This window comes from Caulobacter rhizosphaerae (assembly GCF_010977555.1).
GTDB classification, from domain to species: Bacteria; Pseudomonadota; Alphaproteobacteria; order Caulobacterales; family Caulobacteraceae; genus Caulobacter; species Caulobacter rhizosphaerae.
This window is the reverse complement of the sequence record NZ_CP048815.1, coordinates 3,642,779-3,661,114: the sequence shown is the minus strand read 5'-3', so window position 1 is coordinate 3,661,114 and position 18,336 is coordinate 3,642,779. Positions and strand designations below refer to the sequence as shown.

Here is an 18,336-nt window from a genome sequence, read left to right as displayed (position 1 = left end):
CGGTCAGGCCAGCCGATAAGCGCTGTCCAGCCCCGCCACGCCCTCGCACGTCACCCGGCCCTGCTTCACCAGCAGCAGCATGTGGGCCAGCACCGACATGGCCGCGGCCGGGTGCAGCCGCGGATCGACGGCCGCGTAGAGCGTCGGCACCATGGCCTTGATCGTGGTCGGACCCTGGGCCAGGGCGGCCAGCACCTGGGCCTCGCGCGCCCGGCGGTGGTCGGCATAGGCCTCCAGGAACGGCGCTGCCTCGCGGACCGGCGAACCGTGGGTGGGCCACAGGGTGTCGAAGCCCTCGGCCCGCACCTTCTCCAGGCTGGCGAAGTAGTCGCCCATGTCGCCGTCGGGCGGAGTGATCACCGTGGTCGACCAGCCCATCACGTGGTCGCCGGAGAACAGGGCGTTCTCCTCCTTCAGGGCGAAGCAGACGTGGTTGGAGGTGTGGCCCGGGGTGGTCACCGCCCGCAGCGTCCAGCCAGGGCCTTCGAACAGGTCGCCGTCGGCGATCTCGACGTCGGGCCGGAAGCCCTCGTCCTCGCCGGCCTCCAGCGCCAGGCCCGGCGCCAGCTCGGCCAGGTGCGGCGCGCGGCGGCCGTGGACCGTCGCCCCCGTCGCCCTCTGCAGCGGGCGGGCGAGGGGCGAATGGTCGCTGTGGTGGTGGGTGACCAGGATATGGCTGACCGTCTCGCCCTCCAGCGCCGCCAGCAGCGCCTGGAGGTGGCTGTCGAGGTCCGGACCCGGATCGATCACCGCCACGGTCCCGCGGCCGACGATGTAGGTTCCAGTGCCGACATAGGTGAAGGGCCCCGGATTGTCGGCGATCACCCGGCGGATGGACGGCGAGACCTGGTCGCAGCGGCCATATTCGAACTCGATCTCGCGGACGAAGGGGATCATGGCGGCTTCCTGGGAGGATGGCGGGGAGAAACGCGGCGCCGGATTTGCGGTAAACGACCCGTTAATCTCCCGGAGTACGGATCATGACCGCCGACGCAGCGATTTTTGTCTCAAAACGGCTCCAGCGCCCGGCGTTCGCCATCCTGTGTCTCATCGCGGCCCAGTTCGTGCTGGCCAGCTGCGAGCCCGAGCCGTCGCCGATGGCGGCCCGGGTCGCCCTGAGCCATCGCTACTAGCGGCCCGGCAGGCGCACGGCCCGCCCTAGGCCCCAAGCACGCCCGACAGGTCGTAGCCGGCTTCCGCGCCCTGGCGCATCAGGGTGGCGCGATCGGCCGCGCCCGAGGCCGCCTGGCCCAGGGACCAGGTGACGATCGAGCGCGTGCCCGAACGGCAGAAGGCCAGGACCGGCCCTTCCGCGTCCTCGACCGCCCGCCGCACCGCCTCGACCTGGTCGGGAGTCGGTCCGCCGCGCACCGGAACATGCAGATAGTCCAGGCCCGCCGCCCGGGCCGCCGCCTCGATCTGGGCGCTCGACGGCTGGCCCGGCTCCTCGTCGTCGGGGCGGTTGTTGATCACCAGCACGAAGCCTTCGCCGGCGGCGCGGTCCAGGTCGTCGACCGCGATCTGGGGACTGACCGAAAGCGAGTCGGTTACGCGTCGAAATGCGGTCATGGGTTTGGTCACTCGTGGAGGGTGGCATGGACGTCGCCGAAACGACGGCGCATCATCCCGACACTCGGGCGCCCATGCAACGGTCGGTCGCGGCGAAATGTGTCGGAAATTTGAGCGATGCAGCGGGAAAATCTCCCAAGCATCGTCAGTGTTCGGCATTCGATACCGTTACCGAAGCAGTTTCGTGGGGCTTTTTCTCGAAAGTCAACCTCGCCTGGGGTGTTCTTACCGCCAGGTCGTCCCTCCGCCCGGCGCTTGCCGCCGCCCGCCCGTCGCGGGTGGAATTTGCCTTTCAGCCCAACAGGATACGGGGGATGAGACCCGCGTTATCCGCCAGTTTGTGGAAGATCTGAGCGGCGTTCGTCGGAAATGAGGCGATCGTGTTGCGATAATGCGACAGCCTAAGGCGATGTTATTACGGATCGGTAATGGGAATTGACCGGCGCGCGGCACGCCTCCTAACGTCCGTGCAACCGGGGAAATGTTTTCCGGGACACCTAAGTTCTCGTGGTGGAGTTGGGGCAAAAATTCCAGACAGGCCGAACGTAACGTCCCCGAAACGGGCGCGTGCGGGCGGTCGGGATGCTTCGCCATGCAAGAGGGGATACTATGAAGATGATTTCCACCAAGGGCGGCGCGCGGGCGCGTCTCTTGACGTCGACGCTGCTGGCCGGCCTGGCCAGCGTCGCCGCGCCGCTGGCCCTGACCGCGGTCGCCACGGCGATCCCGACCCTGGCCAGCGCCCAGGACTACAGCTCCGGTTCGCTGATCGGCACCGTCAAGGATTCGGCCGGCGTCACCGTCCCGGACGCGACCGTCACGGTTAAGTCGCTCGACCAAGGCTTCACCCGCTCCGTCACCACCGACGGCAATGGCCAGTTCCGCGTTCCCCTGATCCCGATCGGCGGCTACTCGGTCGCGATCGCCAAGGAAGGCTACCAGCCGACCAGCGACGGCAACGTCCGCGTCGGCCTGGGCGGCCAGACCGCCTACTCGTTCACCCTGGCTTCGGCCGACGCTTCGGTCAGCGAAGTGGTTGTCACCGCGACGGCCAATCCGCAGCTCGACTTCGCCCAGACCACCAAGGGTCTGACCGTCGACATGGAAACCCTGACTAAGCAGGCGCCGGTCGGCCGCTCGCTGACCGCCGTGGTCCAACTGGCGCCCGGCGCCCTGACGGGCAGCACCAGCGTCGTCTCGACCTCGCCGGCGACCCCGGACTTCAGCACCCAGGCGTCGATCGGCGGATCGTCGATCGCTGAAAACGCGTTCTACGTGAACGGCCTGAACATCACCAACTTCAACACCTATGTGGGCGGCGCCGCCGTTCCGTTCGACTTTTACAAGTCGATCGAGGTGAAGACCGGCGGCTACCCCGCCGAGTTCGGTCGCGCCACCGGCGGCGTGATCAACGCCGTCACCAAGTCGGGCTCTAACGACTTCAAGGTTGTTCTGCACGGCAACTTCGAGTCCGACAGCCTGCGTCAGGACTCGCCGGACACCTACGAGTACGCGAACCATCGCGGCGGTCGCTCGAACAACAGCGGCACGGTCGAGCTCAGCGGTCCGATCATCAAGGACCACCTGTTCTTCTACGGCTTGGCTCAGAGCCAGCAGGAAGTGGTCAAGACCGCCCAGAGCACCAACGGCCAATACGTCCGCGACGTCACCAACGACCCCTTCTACGGCCTGAAGCTCGACGGCTACATCACCGACAAGCATCGCCTGGAATTCACCTATTTCGACACCACGCGCACGACCCAGCGCACGGCCAATCGTTACGATCCGGATGCTGACGAGATCGGCGCGCGGCTGCCGTCGACCCAGTACGAACTGGGCGGTGAGAACTGGGTCGGCCGCTATACCGGCACCTTCACTGACTGGTTCACGCTCTCGGCCGCTTACGGCAAGAGCAAGGACCGGAACAACACCCTGCCGGAAGACACCAAGAACCCGCGCGTTCGCGACGACCGTTCCGGCACCACGCTGACGATCAGCCAGCAGAAGTCCGCCTCGTTCGCTACCCTGGACACGACGCGCGAATTCTACCGCTTCGACGGCGACCTGTACTTCAACCTTCTGGGCTCGCACCACGTCCGTACCGGCTATGACCACGAGAAGACGACGCTGAACCACAGCACCGTCAGCACCGGAGGCATTGGCTACTTCTATCACCGTGGTTCGGCGACCGACCGTCGCGGCGTCGCGCCGGGCGTCGACTATGTCGAAGTCTCGACCCAACGCCTGGGCGGCGCCCCGGTGCACGGCGGCAACACCTCATACTATGTGCAGGACGCCTGGGACATCACGCCGAACGTCAGCCTGCAGCTGGGCATCCGCAACGATAAGTTCACCCTGGACAACCTAGTCGGCGAACGCGTTCTCGACCTGAAGAACAACTGGGGTCCGCGCGCCGGCATCACCTGGGATCCGACCGGCGAAGGCAAGGACAAGGTCTTTGCTTCGTACGGTCGCTACTTCATCCCGCCGGCCTCGAACCTCAGCTACCGCGGCGCCGACCTTGGCTATAGCGCGTTCTTCAACGCTCCGGCCGGTGGCTTCAACATCAACCCGGCCACTGGCGTGCCGGCTGGTCTTGGCACGCAAATCACCAAGACCACCAACCCGGCGGGCGGCTTCACTTACTGCCCGCTCAACAACCCCGTGGCCGGCGCCGCCGGCGTCGTGGGCTGTAGCGTGTCGTTCGGCGTGGGCGTGGCTGAGCCGGCCGCTTCCAAGACGGCCGTGGGCCTGAAGGCGACCTACGAAGACGAGTTCGTGATTGGCTATCAACGCCAGATCAACTCGCTGTGGAAGGTCGGCGCCTCGCTGACCTACCGGTCGCTGCATCGGGTGTCGGAAGACATGACGCTGGACCCGTACGTCCGCTCCTACTGCGCCGCTCACCTTACCGGCGCGGGCCTGACGGCCTGTAATACGGTGTACAACAACTCCTGGCAGTACATCGTCTTCAACCCGGGTGAAGACCTGACCATCAACCTGCGTCCGGCAAACGCCGCAGTTCACTCCGCCACGACGATCGCCGATCTGGCCGCCAGCGGTCTGCCCAAGACCCTGACGTTCACCAAGCAGGAACTTGGCTTCCCGACCGTGAAGCGCGAGTACATCGGCCTGGAACTGAACTTCGAACGCGCCTTCGACGGCAAGTGGGGCCTGCAAGGCTCGTACGTGCTGTCCGAATCCAAGGGCAACTACGAAGGCACCGTCCTGTCCGACAACGCTCAGACCGACGCCGGCAGCACGATCCTATTCGACTTCCAGCACCTTGCTGACAACCAATATGGTCTGCTGCCGAACCATCGTGCGCATCAGTTCAAGGTGTTCGGCACCTATGCCGTCACGGACAACCTGATGTTCGGCGCCAACTACAGCCTGCTTTCGCCGCGTCACCAGGGCTGCTTGGGTCTCTACCCGGATCCGAACGATCCGTCGGGCGACTACGGCGCCTCGGCGCGTTACTGCCAAGGCAAACCGGCGCCGCGTGGCGTGGGTCTGAAGACTGACTGGATCAACACCCTCGATCTGTCGGTCCGCTATACGGTTCCGGACAAGATCATCCCGCTGGATGGCAACCTCGTCCTGCGCGCCGACATCTTCAACGTGTTCAACGCCGACGGCGTGAACTCGTTCGAGGAAACTGGCGACACCGACAACGGCGCCGTGAACCCGGACTATGGTTCGCCGATCGCGTACCAAGCGCCGCGTTACGTCCGCTTCGGTTTCGACTTGGCCTTCTAGAGCCGGTTCGAATACAAGCACCAGAATGGCGGCGGGCTCCTCGGAGCCCGCCGTTTTTCTTTGGGCGCCGCCCTTCCGGAAAGGAGATCTTGCAAGGGAGCTCCATCCTCGGCGCATGGCGTTCGAAGTTGAGTGATTTCAACGGTGTGAACTTTTTCGACCCCGATTTGTCCTCCGCCTCCAGAACCACCCCCATAATGCTCCCACCTGAGAGCACGGGGAGGGCGCACGTACGGCGACCGATGCGGCTTTCGGGGGTGGACGAGCGGGAAGGCCTTGTCCGTCGTGCTTCTTCGGAAGCGTCCAGGTCGGTTCGGAGCAGGTTCGCCTCAGTCGCGACGAAACTCCGGCGCCCGGATAGGCGGATAGAGCCAGCAGGCCCGGGCTGAAATCGCCCGGGCGGTCCGGAGCACGCCAATGCTCCGCCCGTCGGGGGCCTCCATCGGAGCGGGTTAAAAATCCGCGACCCGAAGGCTTCCGGATAACGGTTCCACGCGAAGCGCCTGCACTTCGTCGAAACGGTACAAACATCAAAGCTACTCCGGGCGAGGCCCGGGCGCTTCGCACCCTTCCCATCAAGCTCAGCGAGAGATCGCGTGAGATCACACCCACTTGCCCCCACCTGACCGCTTCGCGGTCTGTCCGCCCCCAGAGGGGGCGGAGCCGCACGGCGCCAGGCTCAGCGCTCTTCCCCCTCTGGGGGAAGACGACAGCGAAGCGGTCCGTAGGGGGCAAGGGCCTGGGCCGCCAGCTAAAGCATCGCCCGCCGCAGGGCGTCTCGCCACCCCGCCAGGATATGCTCGCGGACCTGCGACGTCATGGCGGGCGTGAACACCCGACCCGCGCCGTCGCCCAGCGCCAGGTCGAACCCCAGGCCCCGGGCCGCCAGCCGGGCCGCGCCCAGGGCGCTGACCTCGGCGGTGTCGGGGCGGCGCACGGGGCGGTCGATCAGGTCCGCCAGCAGTTGCATCAGCAGGTCGTTGCGCGCGGCGCCGCCATCGACGTTCAGTTCGGGCAGGACGCCGCCCAGGTCGGCCTGCATGGCCATGAACACGTCGTGGATCTGCAGGGCGACGGCCTCCAAGGCCGCCCGGGCCAGATGGGCCGGCGTGGAGCCCAGGCTCAGGCCGCTGACCAGGCCCCGGGCGGCGTCGTTCCAGTGCGGAGCGCCCAGGCCGGCCAGGGCCGGAACGACGCAAACGCCGCCGCTGTCGGGAACCGAGGCGGCCAAGGCGGTCAGGGCCGCCTCGTCCTCCAGGCCCAACAGCTGGCCCACGAAGGCGAACGCCTGGCCGGAGACCGAGATGTTGCCTTCCAGGGCGTGCAGGACGCCGGACGACCGGCTCCAGGCGATCGTGCTGGACAGGCCATGGGCCGACCGGACGCGGGCCCCGGTGACCGTCATCAGCGACGAGCCGGTGCCGCAGGTGGCCTTGACCCTGCCCGGACTCTCCACGCCATGGCCGTAGAGGGCGGCGTGGGAATCGCCGAGGATCGCATGGATCGGCACGCCGGCCGGCAGGGCCGTGGCGCCCGCCGCCGTCTGGCCGAACAGGCTGTCCGAGGGGGCGATCTCGGGCAGGACCGTCAGCGGCACATCGAACAGCCGCGCCATTTCCGGATCCCAGGCCAGGGTCTGCAAGTTCATCAGCTGGGTGCGCGAGGCGTTGCTGTGGTCGGTGGCGTGGCGGCGGCCCCCGGTCAGCTTCCACAGCAGCCAGGCGTCGACCGTGCCGGCCTTGACCTCGCCGCGCCCGGCCCGCTCCCGCAGCGTCGGATCCTGGTCCAGCAGCCAGGCCAGCTTGCCGGCCGAGAACATCGGGTTGAGGGCCAGGCCGGTGCGGGCGACCACCTCGGCCTCATGGCCTTGGGCCTTCAGCGCCTCGCACCGGCTGGCCGAGCGACAGCATTGCCACAGGACGCACGGACCCAGGGGCTCGCCGCTGGCCGTGTCCCAGATCACGGCGGACTCGCGCTGGTTCGACAGGCCGATCCCGGCGACCGCGTGACCGGCGGCCACGACCTCGTCGATGACCGCCAGGACGCTGGCCCAGAGGCCGCGCGCCGACTGCTCGGCCCAGCCCGGACGGGGATAGGACGTCTCCATGGGGCGCGAGGCCCGCGCCAGGATCTCGCCGTCCGGCGCCACCAGCAGGGCCTTGGTGTTGCTCGTCCCCTGGTCGATGGCGAGGATCGCGCCCGCCATGCCCTAGCCGCGCCCGGCGAGCAGGCCGCGGGCCGCCTGGGCGATCCCGTCGGCCGTCAGTCCATGATGTTCCATCAGCCACTCCGCCGAACCGGTGGGCAGGAAGCCCGGAAAGCCCAGGATCCGCATCGGACAGGGAGCCCGGGTCGCGACCACCTCGGCGACGGCGCCGCCCAGGCCGCCGCGCACCGAGTGCTCCTCGACTGTGACGATCGCGCCGGTCGCGGCCGCCTCCAGGATGGCCGATTCATCCAGCGGCGTCAGGGTCGACAGATTGACCACCCGCGCCTCGATCCCGTCCCTGGCCAGGGCCTCGGCGGCGACGAGGGCGCGATGGACCATCACGCCGTTGGCGATCAGGGCCACGTCGTGGCCGGTCCGCAGGATCTCGGCCTTGCCGATCTCGAAGCGGGGCGTGGCCCGCTCGAGCGCCGGCGTCGGCATGCGGCTGATGCGGACGAATACGGGCCCGTCGAGGGCGGCCGCGGCCTTGATCGCCTCGGCCGTCTCCCAGGGGTCGGACGGCACGATCACGGTCAGGTTGGCCATCGGCCGCAGCCAGGCCAGGTCCTCGATCGAATGGTGGGTGGGTCCCAGCTCGCCGTAGGCGACGCCGCTGGAGATGCCGCACAGCTTCACATTGGCCCGGGAATAGGCGATGTCGGCCTTGATCTGCTCCAGGGCCCGGGCGGTCAGGAAGCATGCGGCGCCGCTGACGAACGGGATCTTGCCGCCGTTGGCGAGACCCGCCCCGACGCCGACCAGGGTCTGTTCGGCGATGCCGACATTGATCAGGCGTTCGGGAAAGCGCGTCCTGAAACCGTTCAGCTTGCTGGAACCGACGCTGTCATTGACCACGGCCACGATCCGCGGGTCGCTTTCCGCCAAGGCCAGGAGGGTCTGGGCGTAGGCGTCGCGGCAGTCGAACAGGCCGGCGGTCGACGCGGCCTCGCTCATGCCGCCAGCTCCCGCAGCGCCTGGGCGTACTGGTCGGGGGTGGGGCAGCCATGATGCCAGCCCGCCTGGTTCTCCATGTACGAGACTCCCTTGCCCTTGATGGTCGCGGCGATCACGCACAGCGGCCTGGATCCGGGATGCTCCAGCGCAGCGAGCAGGGCGGCCGGATCGTGGCCGTCGACCTCGACGACGTCCCAGCCGAAGGCGCGCCACTTGTCGGCCAGGGGGGCGAGGGCGACGGTGTCCTCGGTGAGGGCGCCCTGCTGCAGCCGGTTGCGGTCGACGATCAGGGTCAGGTTGTCCAGCTTGCGGTGGCCGGCGGTCATGGCCGCTTCCCAGCAACTGCCCTCCTGCAACTCCCCGTCGCCGGTCAGCACGAAGACCCGATAGCCGGCCGCGTCGATCTGGCCGGCGATGGCGATCCCCACGGCCACCGGAAGGCCGTGCCCCAGCGGACCGGTGCTGGTCTCGACACCGGGCAATGCGGCGCGGCTGGGATGGCCGTTCAGCCGCGACAGCGGCTGAAGATAGGTCGAAAGCTCGGCCTGCGGGAAGAAGCCGGCGGCGGCCAGCACCGAATAGAAGGCGCCGGTACAGTGGCCCTTGCTCATCACGAACCGGTCGCGATCCGGTGCGTCCGGCCGGGCCGGGTCGTGGCGCAGGATATCGAAGTACAGCGCCGCCAGGATGTCGGCGGCGGAAAGGTCGCCCCCCGGATGTCCTTGCCCGGCGTCGAACGTCATCTTCAGGGCGCTGCGGCGGATCCAGTTGGCGCGTTCGGCCACGCGGGCGGCGCGGTTCTCCAGTCGCTGGCTTGCTTCGCTCATCCTCGACCTTCTCGCTGGGCGCCAAGGAGGTCGGCGCGCCGGGACCGGAAGGATCCATTCGCCTGGCGTTTTCGCCGCCCTCAAGTCCAAACTAGCCGTGGGGTCAATGATCGTGCAATGCGATTTATGCGTAATATCTTCGAATTTTATCGTTTTGACTCGGGTCAGCAGTTCGGCGTAGCGAATGCCGCTTTGAGCGGAATGCCGGAAATAGTTGGGAAATATCGAGAAATGACCAAAATATGAAACCAAAATCTTCAATGTGAGACGTGTGATTGACAGGAAAATCGCGCCGTGACACCGTTTGGCGTAAATTCGAAATTATTCGAAGGTAAGCGCTGCAATCGGCGCGGCGGGAGGGCTGGAGTCTTGGCGCAACGAGGCAAGGCAGCGCGCGACTCGATCGCCCGGCGCCGGGTCGGACTGGCGCTGGTCGTGTTGCCTGTTCTGGCCGGGTGCAAGGTCGTGCCCCTCGCCGTCGATCGCGCAGCCCGCGAACGCCTGGCGGGCGCCTTCGACGCCGGCCGTTATGTTGACGCCCTCTGGGACGCCCAGGCCGCGCCCTACTGGACCAAGGTCGCCGCACCGCTTCCGGAACTGGCCGCCGCCATTGATCAAGATCTCGATGCGGCGGGCGCTCGCAACGGTCGCCGGGCCGGGGACGGTTCGCCCTGGACGTTCGTGGCCAAGGGGCGAGGCGTGGTCGCCGGCGTCGACACCACGGCGCGGGCCGGTCGGGTGATCGTCGCCATGCCCGCCGCTCGTGGTCAGGCCCGCGATGTCCAGATCCAGGTCGGCCCGGTGGTGTCGGGCTCGACGCTGCGTGACAGCCTGCCGTTCGTCACCTTCAACGACTTCTCCAATCAGATCGCCTATGCCGAAGTTGGCGGCGCGATGGCCCGCCGTGCCGTCGCCCAGGCCCGCCCCGTCGCCCAGGGGCTGAAAGTCGGCGATCCCGTGGCCTTTGTCGGCGCCTTCGCCCTGTCCAAGGCCGATGATCCCATCGTGCTCACGCCCGTGCGCCTCGAGCGCGCCCCGCCGGAGCGTTGAACGGTGGCGGTGTTGCGGGCGGAGAAGATCAGCAAGGCCTATAACGGCGTGGCCGCTCTGGACGGGGTCGACTTCGACGTCCACGCCGGCGCGGTCAACGTGCTGATCGGTGAGAACGGCGCAGGCAAGTCGACCCTGATGAAGATCCTGGCCGGGGTCGAGCAGCCGACGGCGGGGCGGCTGCTGCTGGACGGCGAGCCGGTGCGCTTTTCCTCGGTGCGCGAGGCCGCCGCGGCCGGCGTCGGGATCGTGTTCCAGGAATTGAACCTCTGTCCCAACCTGACGGTGACGCAGAACATCTTCCTCGGCCGCGGCCTGACCACGACGCCGGGCGTCCTGGACCACGCCGGCGAGCAGGCGCGCGCTCGCGCCGTACTGTCGCGCCTGGCCCACGCCATCGACCCTGACGCCCTGGTCGGCGACCTGCGAGTTGGCGAGCAGCAGATCGTCGAGATCGCCAAGGCCCTGATCGACGACGCCCGGGTGCTGATTCTGGATGAGCCGACCTCGGCGCTAAGCGCCGCCGAGGTCGAGGTGTTGTTCGGCGTGATCGGGGAGCTGAAGCAGTCCGGCGTGGCGGTGATCTACATCTCGCATCGGCTGGAAGAGCTGATGCGCATCGGCGACCATGTCACCGTGCTGCGCGACGGGCGACTTCAGGCCTCCAGGCCCGCCTCGGACGCGTCGGTGGGCTGGATCGTCGAGCAGATGCTGGGCGACAAGAGTCGTGACCAGCCCCGTCGTTCGGGCCCTTCGGCCGGCCAGGTGGTGTTGGCGATCGAGGAGCTGCGGGTTCCGCGCCCGGGCGGCGGCTGGCTGGTGGACGGGGTCACGACGCGGGTCCGGGCCGGCGAGGTGACCGCGCTCTACGGCTTGCTGGGTTCGGGGCGCACGGAGCTGCTGGAAGGCCTGTGCGGCGCTCGACCAGCCCAGGGTTCGATCGTGCTGGCCGGCGAGGACATCTCGGACCTGAGCCTGGCCGACCGATGCGCGCGGCGTCTGCGCTTCGCGCCGGAGGACCGCCAGCGCGACGCACTGTTTCACAATCTTTCGGTGGGCGGCAATCTGGGGCTCTCCAGCCTGTGGGCCTTCGCGCGGAGCGGCGTGATCGGCGGTCCGCGTGAACGCTCGGCGATCGACGCCATGATGGCCCGGCTGGGCGTCAAAGCCGCCTCGGCCGGGGCGCCGATCGGGACGTTGTCCGGAGGCAACCAGCAGAAGGTGGTGATCGGGCGCTGCCTGATGACCGCGCCCCTGGTGCTGCTGCTGGACGAACCCAGCCGCGGCGTCGACGTCGGGGCGCGGGGCGAATTGTTCGAGACTATGCGAGGTCTGGCGGAGCAGGGCCTGGCCGTGGTGTTCGCCACGTCCGACCTGGCGGAGGCCCGCGCCGTCGCCGACCGGGTGCTGGTGATGGCCGGCGGCCAGCTGACGGCCGATCTGCCGATTGATCAGGCCGACGAAGCGGCCCTGGTCGCGGCGTCGAACGGCGTGGGGGATACCTCGTCCAGCTCTATGGAGCTCGCGGGTTGATGGCGACCGAGATTTTCGCCGTCCAAGCTCCCGTCGTCCCGCAAACTCGCGGCGTCCCGGCTTTGCTGCTGAAGCTGCGGGCGCTGATCGCCCTGGCGGTGGTGGTCGCCTTCTTCTCCGTCGCGGCGCCAAACTTCCTGTCGGCGTCCAACTTCCTGATCATGTTCAAGCATATCGCCATCACGGCGATCCTGGCGATCGGCATGACCTACGTGATCCTGACCGGCGGCATCGACCTGTCGGTAGGGTCGATCGCGGGGCTGGGCGGCATGGCGGCCGGGGCCCTGATCCTGAACGGCGTGACGCTGCAGCCCCTGGGCGTGGTGGTTTATCCGGGCGTGCCGTTGGTGATCGCGATCGTGCTGCTGCTGGGCGGTTTCGCCGGCTTCCTCAATGGCGTGCTGGTGGCCCGGTTTCGCGTCGCGCCGTTCATCGCCACCCTGGGCATGCTGTACGTGGCGCGGGGCGCGGCCCTGCTGCTATCGGACGGCGCGACCTTCCCCAACCTGGTCGGCCGGACCGGCCTGGGCAACGAAGGCTTTCCGTGGCTGGGGTCGGCCAGCGTGCTGGGCCTGCCGGTCACGGTGCTGCTGCTGGCGGCCCTTGCCCTGCTGGCCGGCTTCGTGGCGCGCGATACGCCGTTCGGCCGCTGGGTCTACGCCGTGGGCGGCAACGAGCGCGCCGCCTTGCTGTCGGGCGTGCGCGTCGACCGGGTGAAGATCGCGGTCTATGTGATCTCCGGCGTCTGCGCGGCCCTGGTCGGGATGATCGTCGCCTCAGAGCTGGTGGCGGCTCATCCCGCCAGCGGCGAGACCTTCGAACTCAGCGCCATCGCGGCCGTCGTCCTGGGCGGGGCGTCGCTGTCGGGCGGTCGGGGAAGCGTGGGCGGCGCATTGATCGGCGCCTGCGTGATCGGGGTGCTGGGCGACGGCCTGGTGATGATGGGCGTCAGCGAGTTCTGGCAGATGGTCATCAAGGGGCTTGTGATTATCGCCGCGGTCGTGCTCGACCAGCTCCAGGGGCGTCTGACGGCCGCGGGGAGGGCCTGACATGGTCGCCGGCGTCGCCCCGCGAAGGAGCAAGAAAGCCATGGCCAAGTCTGGCCCCAAGGGACCAAGGACGTCCGTTCCGCCGCCCGCCGAGAAGTCGGCCCGGCAGCGCGCCATCGAGGCCGGGGCGGGTCTGCTGGCCGAACCGCGCCGGATGAGAATCCTGGAGTGGCTGCAGGAGGAGGGCAGCGCCCGGGTGCGCGACCTTTCCGACGCCTTCTCAGTGTCGGAAGCCACCATCCGCCAGGACCTGGAACGGCTGGAAAGCGAGGGCCAGATCACGCGCGAGCATGGCGGCGCCTATCTGCGTTCCGTGCCTCAGCAGGTGCGGGCCATGGCGCTGCAGCACATGGTCAACATGGACGCCAAGCGGCGGATCGGCCGGCTGGCCGCCTCGCTCGTCAGCGACGGCGAGACCATTATCCTGGACTCCGGCTCGACCACCACCGAGGTGGCGATGAACCTGCTGGAACGGCAGAACCTCAACGTCGTCACCAACGCCCTGAACATTGCTCTGGCCCTGGGGGCTTTGCCCTCGTGCTCGGTGCATATGCCGGGCGGCCAATTCAAGGCGCCGACCCTGTCGCTGAGCGGCGAGCGGTCGGCGGCGTTCTTCGAGGGGCTCTATGCCGAAAAGGCCTTCCTGGCGACGGCCGCCGTCTCGTTCGAGGCGGGGCTGACCTATCCGTCCCTGGCCGACCTCTATGTGAAGCGGGCGATGATCGCCGCGGCCTCCCGGGTCTACCTGGTGGCCGATTCCACCAAGATCGGCCGCACCTCGTTCTCGTCGCTGGGCGGGGTCGAGATCGTCAACACCCTGATCACCGACCAGGCCATCCGCGACGAGGATCGTCGCGCCTTCGAGGCGCGCGGCATCCACGTCCTGGTCGCCTGACGAGGAGCGTCCGCCGCATGAAGCGCAGCCACCTGATCGTCGCCATCGCCATCGCCGCCGCCGTCGCGGTCGTGCTGGCGGTCGCTTGGCTGGCGCCCAAGGGACGGTCGAACCTGATCGTCATCATCACCCCGTCGATGGACAACCCGTTCTTCGGCCAGGAGGCTCTTGGCGCGGAGGCGCGGGCCAAGGCCCTCGGCTACCAGACCCTGAAGTTCTCGCACGACGACGACGCCTTCAAGCAGAGCCAGCTGGTCGACACGGCCATCGCCCGCAACGCCGGGGCGATCATCCTGGACAACGCCGGCGCCGACGCCAGCGCGGCGGCCGTGGCCAAGGCCAAGGCGGCGGGCGTGCCGGTGTTCCTGATCGACCGCGAGATCAACACCCGTGGCCTGGCCACCGCCCAGATCGTTTCCAACAACTACCAGGGTGCGGCCCTGGGAGCCGAGGCTTTCATCCAGGCCATGGGTGAGAAGGGCGCCTATGTCGAGCTGGTCGGCAAGGAGTCCGACACCAACGCCATGATCCGCTCCAAGGGCTTCCACGAGGTCATCGACCAGTATCCGGACTTGAAGCTGATCAGCCGCCAGACCGCCAACTGGAGCCAGTCGGAGGCTTTCGCCAAGACCCAGTCGATCCTGCAGGCCCATCCCGAGGTGAAGGGCGTGATCGCCGGCAACGACACCATGGCCCTGGGGGCAGTGGCGGCGCTGGAAAGCGTTGGGCGCTCCGACGTCGTGGTGGTCGGCTTCGACGGCTCCAACGACGCCCGCGACGGCATCCGCGCCGGCAAGCTGCACGCCACCGTGCTGCAGCCCGCCTACCGCCAGGCCCAGTACGCTGTGGAACTGGCCGATCGCTACCTGAAGACCGGCAAGACCGGCCAGCCCGAGAAGCAGTTGATGGACTGCTTCCTGATCACCTCGGCCAACGCCGCCGACCTCGACAATTTCAATCTCGTCCGTCGATAGCCGCCTCGGCCCTGGCGCGGTGGGTCCAGTCTGGAGTAACGCGATCATGAGCAAGCCAAGGTTCGGGGCCGGCATCTGGCACTTCGCGACCTATGTCGACCGCTACGCCACAGACGGCTACGGTCCGCCGGTCAGCCTGATCGAGGCGATCGACAAGGCCGGGCAGGTGGGCGAGCTGTCGGTGGTCGACCTGAACTACCCGTTCGTCGATCCCAAGCTCAGCCTCGATGAGGTCGAGGTCGCGCTGAAGCGCAACAATCTGGGGGTCATCGGGATCACCCCCGAGATCTATACCCGCGAATTCGCCAAGGGGGCCTTCACCAATCCCGATCCGGGCGTGCGGCGCCGGGCCAATGAACTGATCAACGACGCGGCCAATGTCGTGCGCCGGTTCGGGGCCGACTATGTCAAGCTGTGGCCGGGCCAGGACGGCTGGGATTATCCATTCCAGGTCGATCATCACAAGCTGTGGCGGATGTCGATGGACGGCGTCGGCGAGCTGGCCAGCCAGAACCCCGACCTGAAGTTCGTCATCGAGTACAAGCCGCGCGAGCCCCGCGTGCACATGAGCTACGATTCGGTGGCCCGCACCTTGTTGGGCATCGAGAAGATCGGCCTGCCCAACATCGGCATCCTGCTCGACTTCGGCCACTCGCTGTACGGCGGCGAGTCGCCGGCGGACGCCGCCCAACTGGCCATCGACCACGGCCGGCTGTTCGGCATGGACGTCAACGACAACATGCGCGGCTGGGACGACGACATGGTGGCCGGCACGGTCCACCCGATCGAGCTGTTCGAGTTCTTCCACGTGCTGCGTAAAAACAAGTGGGACGGCGTCTGGCAGCTGGACCAGTTCCCCTTCCGAGAGGACAGCGTCACGGCGGCCCGCATGGCCATCGACTTCCTCAAGGTGATCGACCGGGCGCTGGACAAGCTGGATTTCGAGGCCCTGCAGGCCGCCCAGGACCGGCAGGACGCCCTGGAGGCCCTGCGCCTGGCCCAGGCCGCGCTGTACTCGTCCTACTGACGATGCGCCGGCGACTCCTGGGCGGGTGTCCAGGGCGTTCGCCTCGACGCTCGAACCGCCGCATGACCGTTCTCCTGGAAACCCGCCGATGACCCGCTCCCTTTCACTTCTGACGGCCGCTGCGGCGATGGTCCTGCTGGGTCTCGGCGCCGTTTCGACCCAGGCTGCGCCCGCCCGGAAGGCCGCCGCGCCGGCTCCGGCGCCCGCCGCGCCCAAGAGCCGGGTGATGATGCTGACCGATATCGGCGGCGATCCCGACGACCAGGAATCGATGGTCCGCTTCCTGCTCTACGCCAACGAATTCGATGTCGAGGGCCTGCTGGCGGTCAGTTCGCGGCACCTGCGCACCGGCGTCCAGCCCGAACAGATCCGCGCTCGCGTGGCCGCCTATGGTCAAGTGCTGCCGAACCTGCGGGCCCAGTCGAGGGACTATCCCGACACCCAGTTCCTGATGGACCGGATCAAGGCCGGCAGCAGCGCGTTCGGCATGGCCGGGGTCGGCGAAGGCAAGGATACGGAAGCCTCGCGCTGGATCATCACGGTGGTCGACAAGCCCGATCCGCGTCCGGTCTATCTGTCGCTATGGGGCGGCGCGGTCGACTTGGCGCAGGCGCTGTGGACCGTCCGCAACACCCGCTCCGCGGCCGATACCGCGGCCTTCGTCAGCAAGCTGCGCGTCTATTCGATCTCCGACCAGGATAACGCCGGCGGCTGGATCCGCCGCTACTTTCCGGACCTGTTCTGGATCACCAGCATCCACGCCCATCGTCATTACAACCTGTCGACCTGGGGCGGCATGTCCGGCGACCGGTTCTATTATTTCGACGGTCCCGACTTTGGCCTGGTGTCGCGGGAGTGGGCTCGGGAGAACGTCCGCAAGGGACCGCTGGGGGCGCTGTATCCGCTGCCCGAATTCATCATGGAAGGCGATACGCCCAGCTTCCTCTACCTGATCCCCAACGGCCTGGGCTCGCCCGAACATCCCGATTACGGTAGCTGGGGCGGCCGTTACGGCAAGGTGTCGGAATGGGACGGACTTTGGGCCGACACCAGCGACTTCGTGATTGACGCCCAGGGCAAGCCGCACCAGGACAACAAGGCCACGATCTGGCGCTGGCGCGAGGCCTACCAGAACGATTTCGCCGCCCGCATCCAGTGGACGCTGCAGGAGTCGTACAAGGGCGCGAACCACAATCCGCAACTGGTGCTGAACGGCGTGGGCGGCCGCGAGGCGGTCGAGATCGTCGCCAAGCCCGGCGAGCGGGTCGAGCTGAACGCCGAAGGCTCGCGTGATCCTGACGGCGACAAGGTCGTCTACAGCTGGTGGCAGTACCGGGAATCCGAGGCGCTGAACCGCTCGCCCGAACTGGCGCTTCAGCGCGGGGACCCGATGCACACGCGCTTCACCGTTCCGCAAGTCAGCGAACGCACCCGCTTTCACGTAATTCTCGAGGCCAAGGACGCCGGAACACCGGCGCTCTACGCCTATCGGCGAGCGATCATCACCGTGGAGCCCAAGACATGAGCGCCCGGCTCAGCCGCAGCCTTCGCCTCTCGCGCGGGGTGGAGCGGCGCCTGACGCGGGCGAGGCGTGGGGAGGCTGGCGCGTGGGGTGTTCGCGCGCCCTTTAGGGCGCGCGGCCATGTCCAAATCCACGATCTGGACTTCGAGCCCGCCTTGCTCCAGTTTCCGGACATGGCGCTTCGCAAGTCAAACGAAGGGCTGGTCGCCGCGCCGATCGTCAAGCGCAAGCTGTCCGACCATGTCCTCGACCGCCTCAAGGCGATGATCACCTCGGGAGAGTATCCTCCGGGGCATGCCTTGCCATCGGAACGCGAGCTGATGGCCAGCTACGGCGTCGGCCGACCGGCGATCCGCGAGGCCATGCAGGCCCTGGCCAATATGGGGCTGATCACCATCAAGCACGGCGAGCGGGCCCGGGTGCGGCCGCTGTCGGCCAAGGCCGCGGTCGGCCAAATCGACCTCGTCGCCCAGCTGATGCTGTCGGCTTCGCCGACCATGCTGGAGAATCTCAAGGACGCCCGCCGGTTCTTCGAACGCGGCATGGTCCGGGAGGCGGCCCAGAAAGCCGATTCGGCCGACATTGAGGAGCTCGGCCAGCTGGTCGAGGAGCAGGCGGCTGTTGTCGGTGACGCCGAGGCCTTCATCGCCGCCGACCGGCGCTTCCACGGCAAGATCGCCGCCATCTCGCGCAACGCCATCTTCGACGCGGTCTCCGAGGCCATGCTGGGGTGGCTGCGCGATCACCAGGTCGAGCCCAGCGCGACAATCGCCCAAAGGCGCCTGGCGCTTCAGGCGCACGCCGCGATCGTCAACAGCATCAAGGCCCGCGATCCGGACGGCGCCGAAGCGGCGCTTCTGCGCTATCTCGATCAATCGGACGCCTAGGGCGTTTCGATCGAAGTCTTCCGCTTTGAAACGGCGACCTTGATCGCGCCGCCGTCCGCCGCCTATGCAGGTGTTTTCGGC

At 67.8% G+C, this 18,336-nt stretch carries 16 protein-coding genes; 11 read left to right on the top strand and 5 right to left on the bottom strand.

What is annotated here, in order from left to right:
* Positions 1–3 precede the first annotated feature (3 nt).
* Positions 4–897 carry an MBL fold metallo-hydrolase gene (locus tag G3M57_RS16750; RefSeq protein ID WP_163231840.1) on the bottom strand — a complete coding sequence of 298 codons (894 nt, stop codon included), beginning with the start codon at positions 895–897 and terminating at the stop codon, positions 4–6.
* A gap of 83 nt (positions 898–980) precedes the next feature.
* Here G3M57_RS16750 and G3M57_RS16745 point away from each other — a divergent pair, with 83 nt between their 5' ends.
* Complete coding sequence (locus G3M57_RS16745; RefSeq protein ID WP_156402155.1) at positions 981–1,133, top strand: hypothetical protein; 153 nt, start codon at positions 981–983, stop codon at positions 1,131–1,133.
* A gap of 25 nt (positions 1,134–1,158) precedes the next feature.
* On the opposite strand, the gene G3M57_RS16740 is transcribed toward G3M57_RS16745, so the two are convergent.
* Positions 1,159–1,569 (bottom strand): TIGR01244 family sulfur transferase, encoded by a 411-nt coding sequence (locus G3M57_RS16740; protein WP_163231838.1) that lies wholly within the window; start codon positions 1,567–1,569, stop codon positions 1,159–1,161.
* Between the two features lie 26 nt (positions 1,570–1,595).
* Here G3M57_RS16740 and G3M57_RS16735 point away from each other — a divergent pair, with 26 nt between their 5' ends.
* Both G3M57_RS16735 and G3M57_RS16730 read left to right on the top strand, forming a co-directional pair.
* Positions 1,596–1,922, top strand: coding sequence for a hypothetical protein (locus G3M57_RS16735; RefSeq protein WP_163231836.1), 327 nt, complete (start codon positions 1,596–1,598; stop codon positions 1,920–1,922).
* Between the two features lie 256 nt (positions 1,923–2,178).
* Positions 2,179–5,328, top strand: a complete 3,150-nt coding sequence (locus tag G3M57_RS16730; protein WP_230983651.1) for a TonB-dependent receptor — start codon at positions 2,179–2,181, stop codon at positions 5,326–5,328.
* A 751-nt stretch (positions 5,329–6,079) separates the two neighbouring features.
* Here G3M57_RS16730 and G3M57_RS16725 read toward each other — a convergent pair.
* From G3M57_RS16725 to G3M57_RS16715, 3 genes are read right to left on the bottom strand one after another with little or no spacing between them, the layout of a single operon-like run.
* Positions 6,080–7,534, bottom strand: coding sequence for an FGGY family carbohydrate kinase (locus G3M57_RS16725; protein WP_163231834.1), 1,455 nt, complete (start codon positions 7,532–7,534; stop codon positions 6,080–6,082).
* Positions 7,535–7,537: 3 nt separating this feature from the next.
* Positions 7,538–8,491: a transketolase family protein gene (locus G3M57_RS16720; protein WP_163231832.1), complete on the bottom strand. Its 954-nt coding sequence runs from the start codon at positions 8,489–8,491 to the stop codon at positions 7,538–7,540.
* Positions 8,488–9,318, bottom strand: coding sequence for a transketolase (locus G3M57_RS16715; RefSeq protein WP_057187086.1), 831 nt, complete (start codon positions 9,316–9,318; stop codon positions 8,488–8,490). The genes G3M57_RS16720 and G3M57_RS16715 overlap by 4 nt, the downstream gene beginning before the upstream one ends.
* Positions 9,319–9,687: 369 nt before the next feature.
* Between G3M57_RS16715 and G3M57_RS16710 the strand changes: the two genes are divergently transcribed.
* From G3M57_RS16710 to nanR, 8 genes are all read left to right on the top strand, one after another.
* Positions 9,688–10,368 carry a DUF2291 family protein gene (locus tag G3M57_RS16710; protein WP_163231830.1) on the top strand — a complete coding sequence of 227 codons (681 nt, stop codon included), beginning with the start codon at positions 9,688–9,690 and terminating at the stop codon, positions 10,366–10,368.
* Positions 10,369–10,371: 3 nt separating this feature from the next.
* On the top strand, positions 10,372–11,901 hold the full coding sequence (locus G3M57_RS16705; protein ID WP_163231828.1) for a sugar ABC transporter ATP-binding protein: 1,530 nt from the start codon (positions 10,372–10,374) through the stop codon (positions 11,899–11,901).
* A complete protein-coding gene (locus G3M57_RS16700; RefSeq protein ID WP_163231826.1) occupies positions 11,901–12,950 on the top strand; it encodes an ABC transporter permease in 1,050 nt (349 codons plus the stop codon). The genes G3M57_RS16705 and G3M57_RS16700 overlap by 1 nt, the downstream gene beginning before the upstream one ends.
* 40 nt (positions 12,951–12,990) lie before the next feature.
* Positions 12,991–13,845: a DeoR/GlpR family DNA-binding transcription regulator gene (locus G3M57_RS16695; protein WP_163231824.1), complete on the top strand. Its 855-nt coding sequence runs from the start codon at positions 12,991–12,993 to the stop codon at positions 13,843–13,845.
* 17 nt (positions 13,846–13,862) lie between these two features.
* Positions 13,863–14,819 carry a D-ribose ABC transporter substrate-binding protein gene (locus G3M57_RS16690; RefSeq protein WP_163231822.1) on the top strand — a complete coding sequence of 319 codons (957 nt, stop codon included), beginning with the start codon at positions 13,863–13,865 and terminating at the stop codon, positions 14,817–14,819.
* Between the two features lie 46 nt (positions 14,820–14,865).
* Positions 14,866–15,846, top strand: coding sequence for a sugar phosphate isomerase/epimerase family protein (locus G3M57_RS16685; protein ID WP_163231820.1), 981 nt, complete (start codon positions 14,866–14,868; stop codon positions 15,844–15,846).
* A gap of 88 nt (positions 15,847–15,934) precedes the next feature.
* Positions 15,935–17,371 carry a DUF1593 domain-containing protein gene (locus tag G3M57_RS16680; RefSeq protein WP_208789611.1) on the top strand — a complete coding sequence of 479 codons (1,437 nt, stop codon included), beginning with the start codon at positions 15,935–15,937 and terminating at the stop codon, positions 17,369–17,371.
* Between the two features lie 152 nt (positions 17,372–17,523).
* On the top strand, positions 17,524–18,255 hold the full coding sequence (gene nanR, locus G3M57_RS16675) for a transcriptional regulator NanR (protein WP_200945240.1): 732 nt from the start codon (positions 17,524–17,526) through the stop codon (positions 18,253–18,255).
* Positions 18,256–18,336 lie beyond the last annotated feature (81 nt).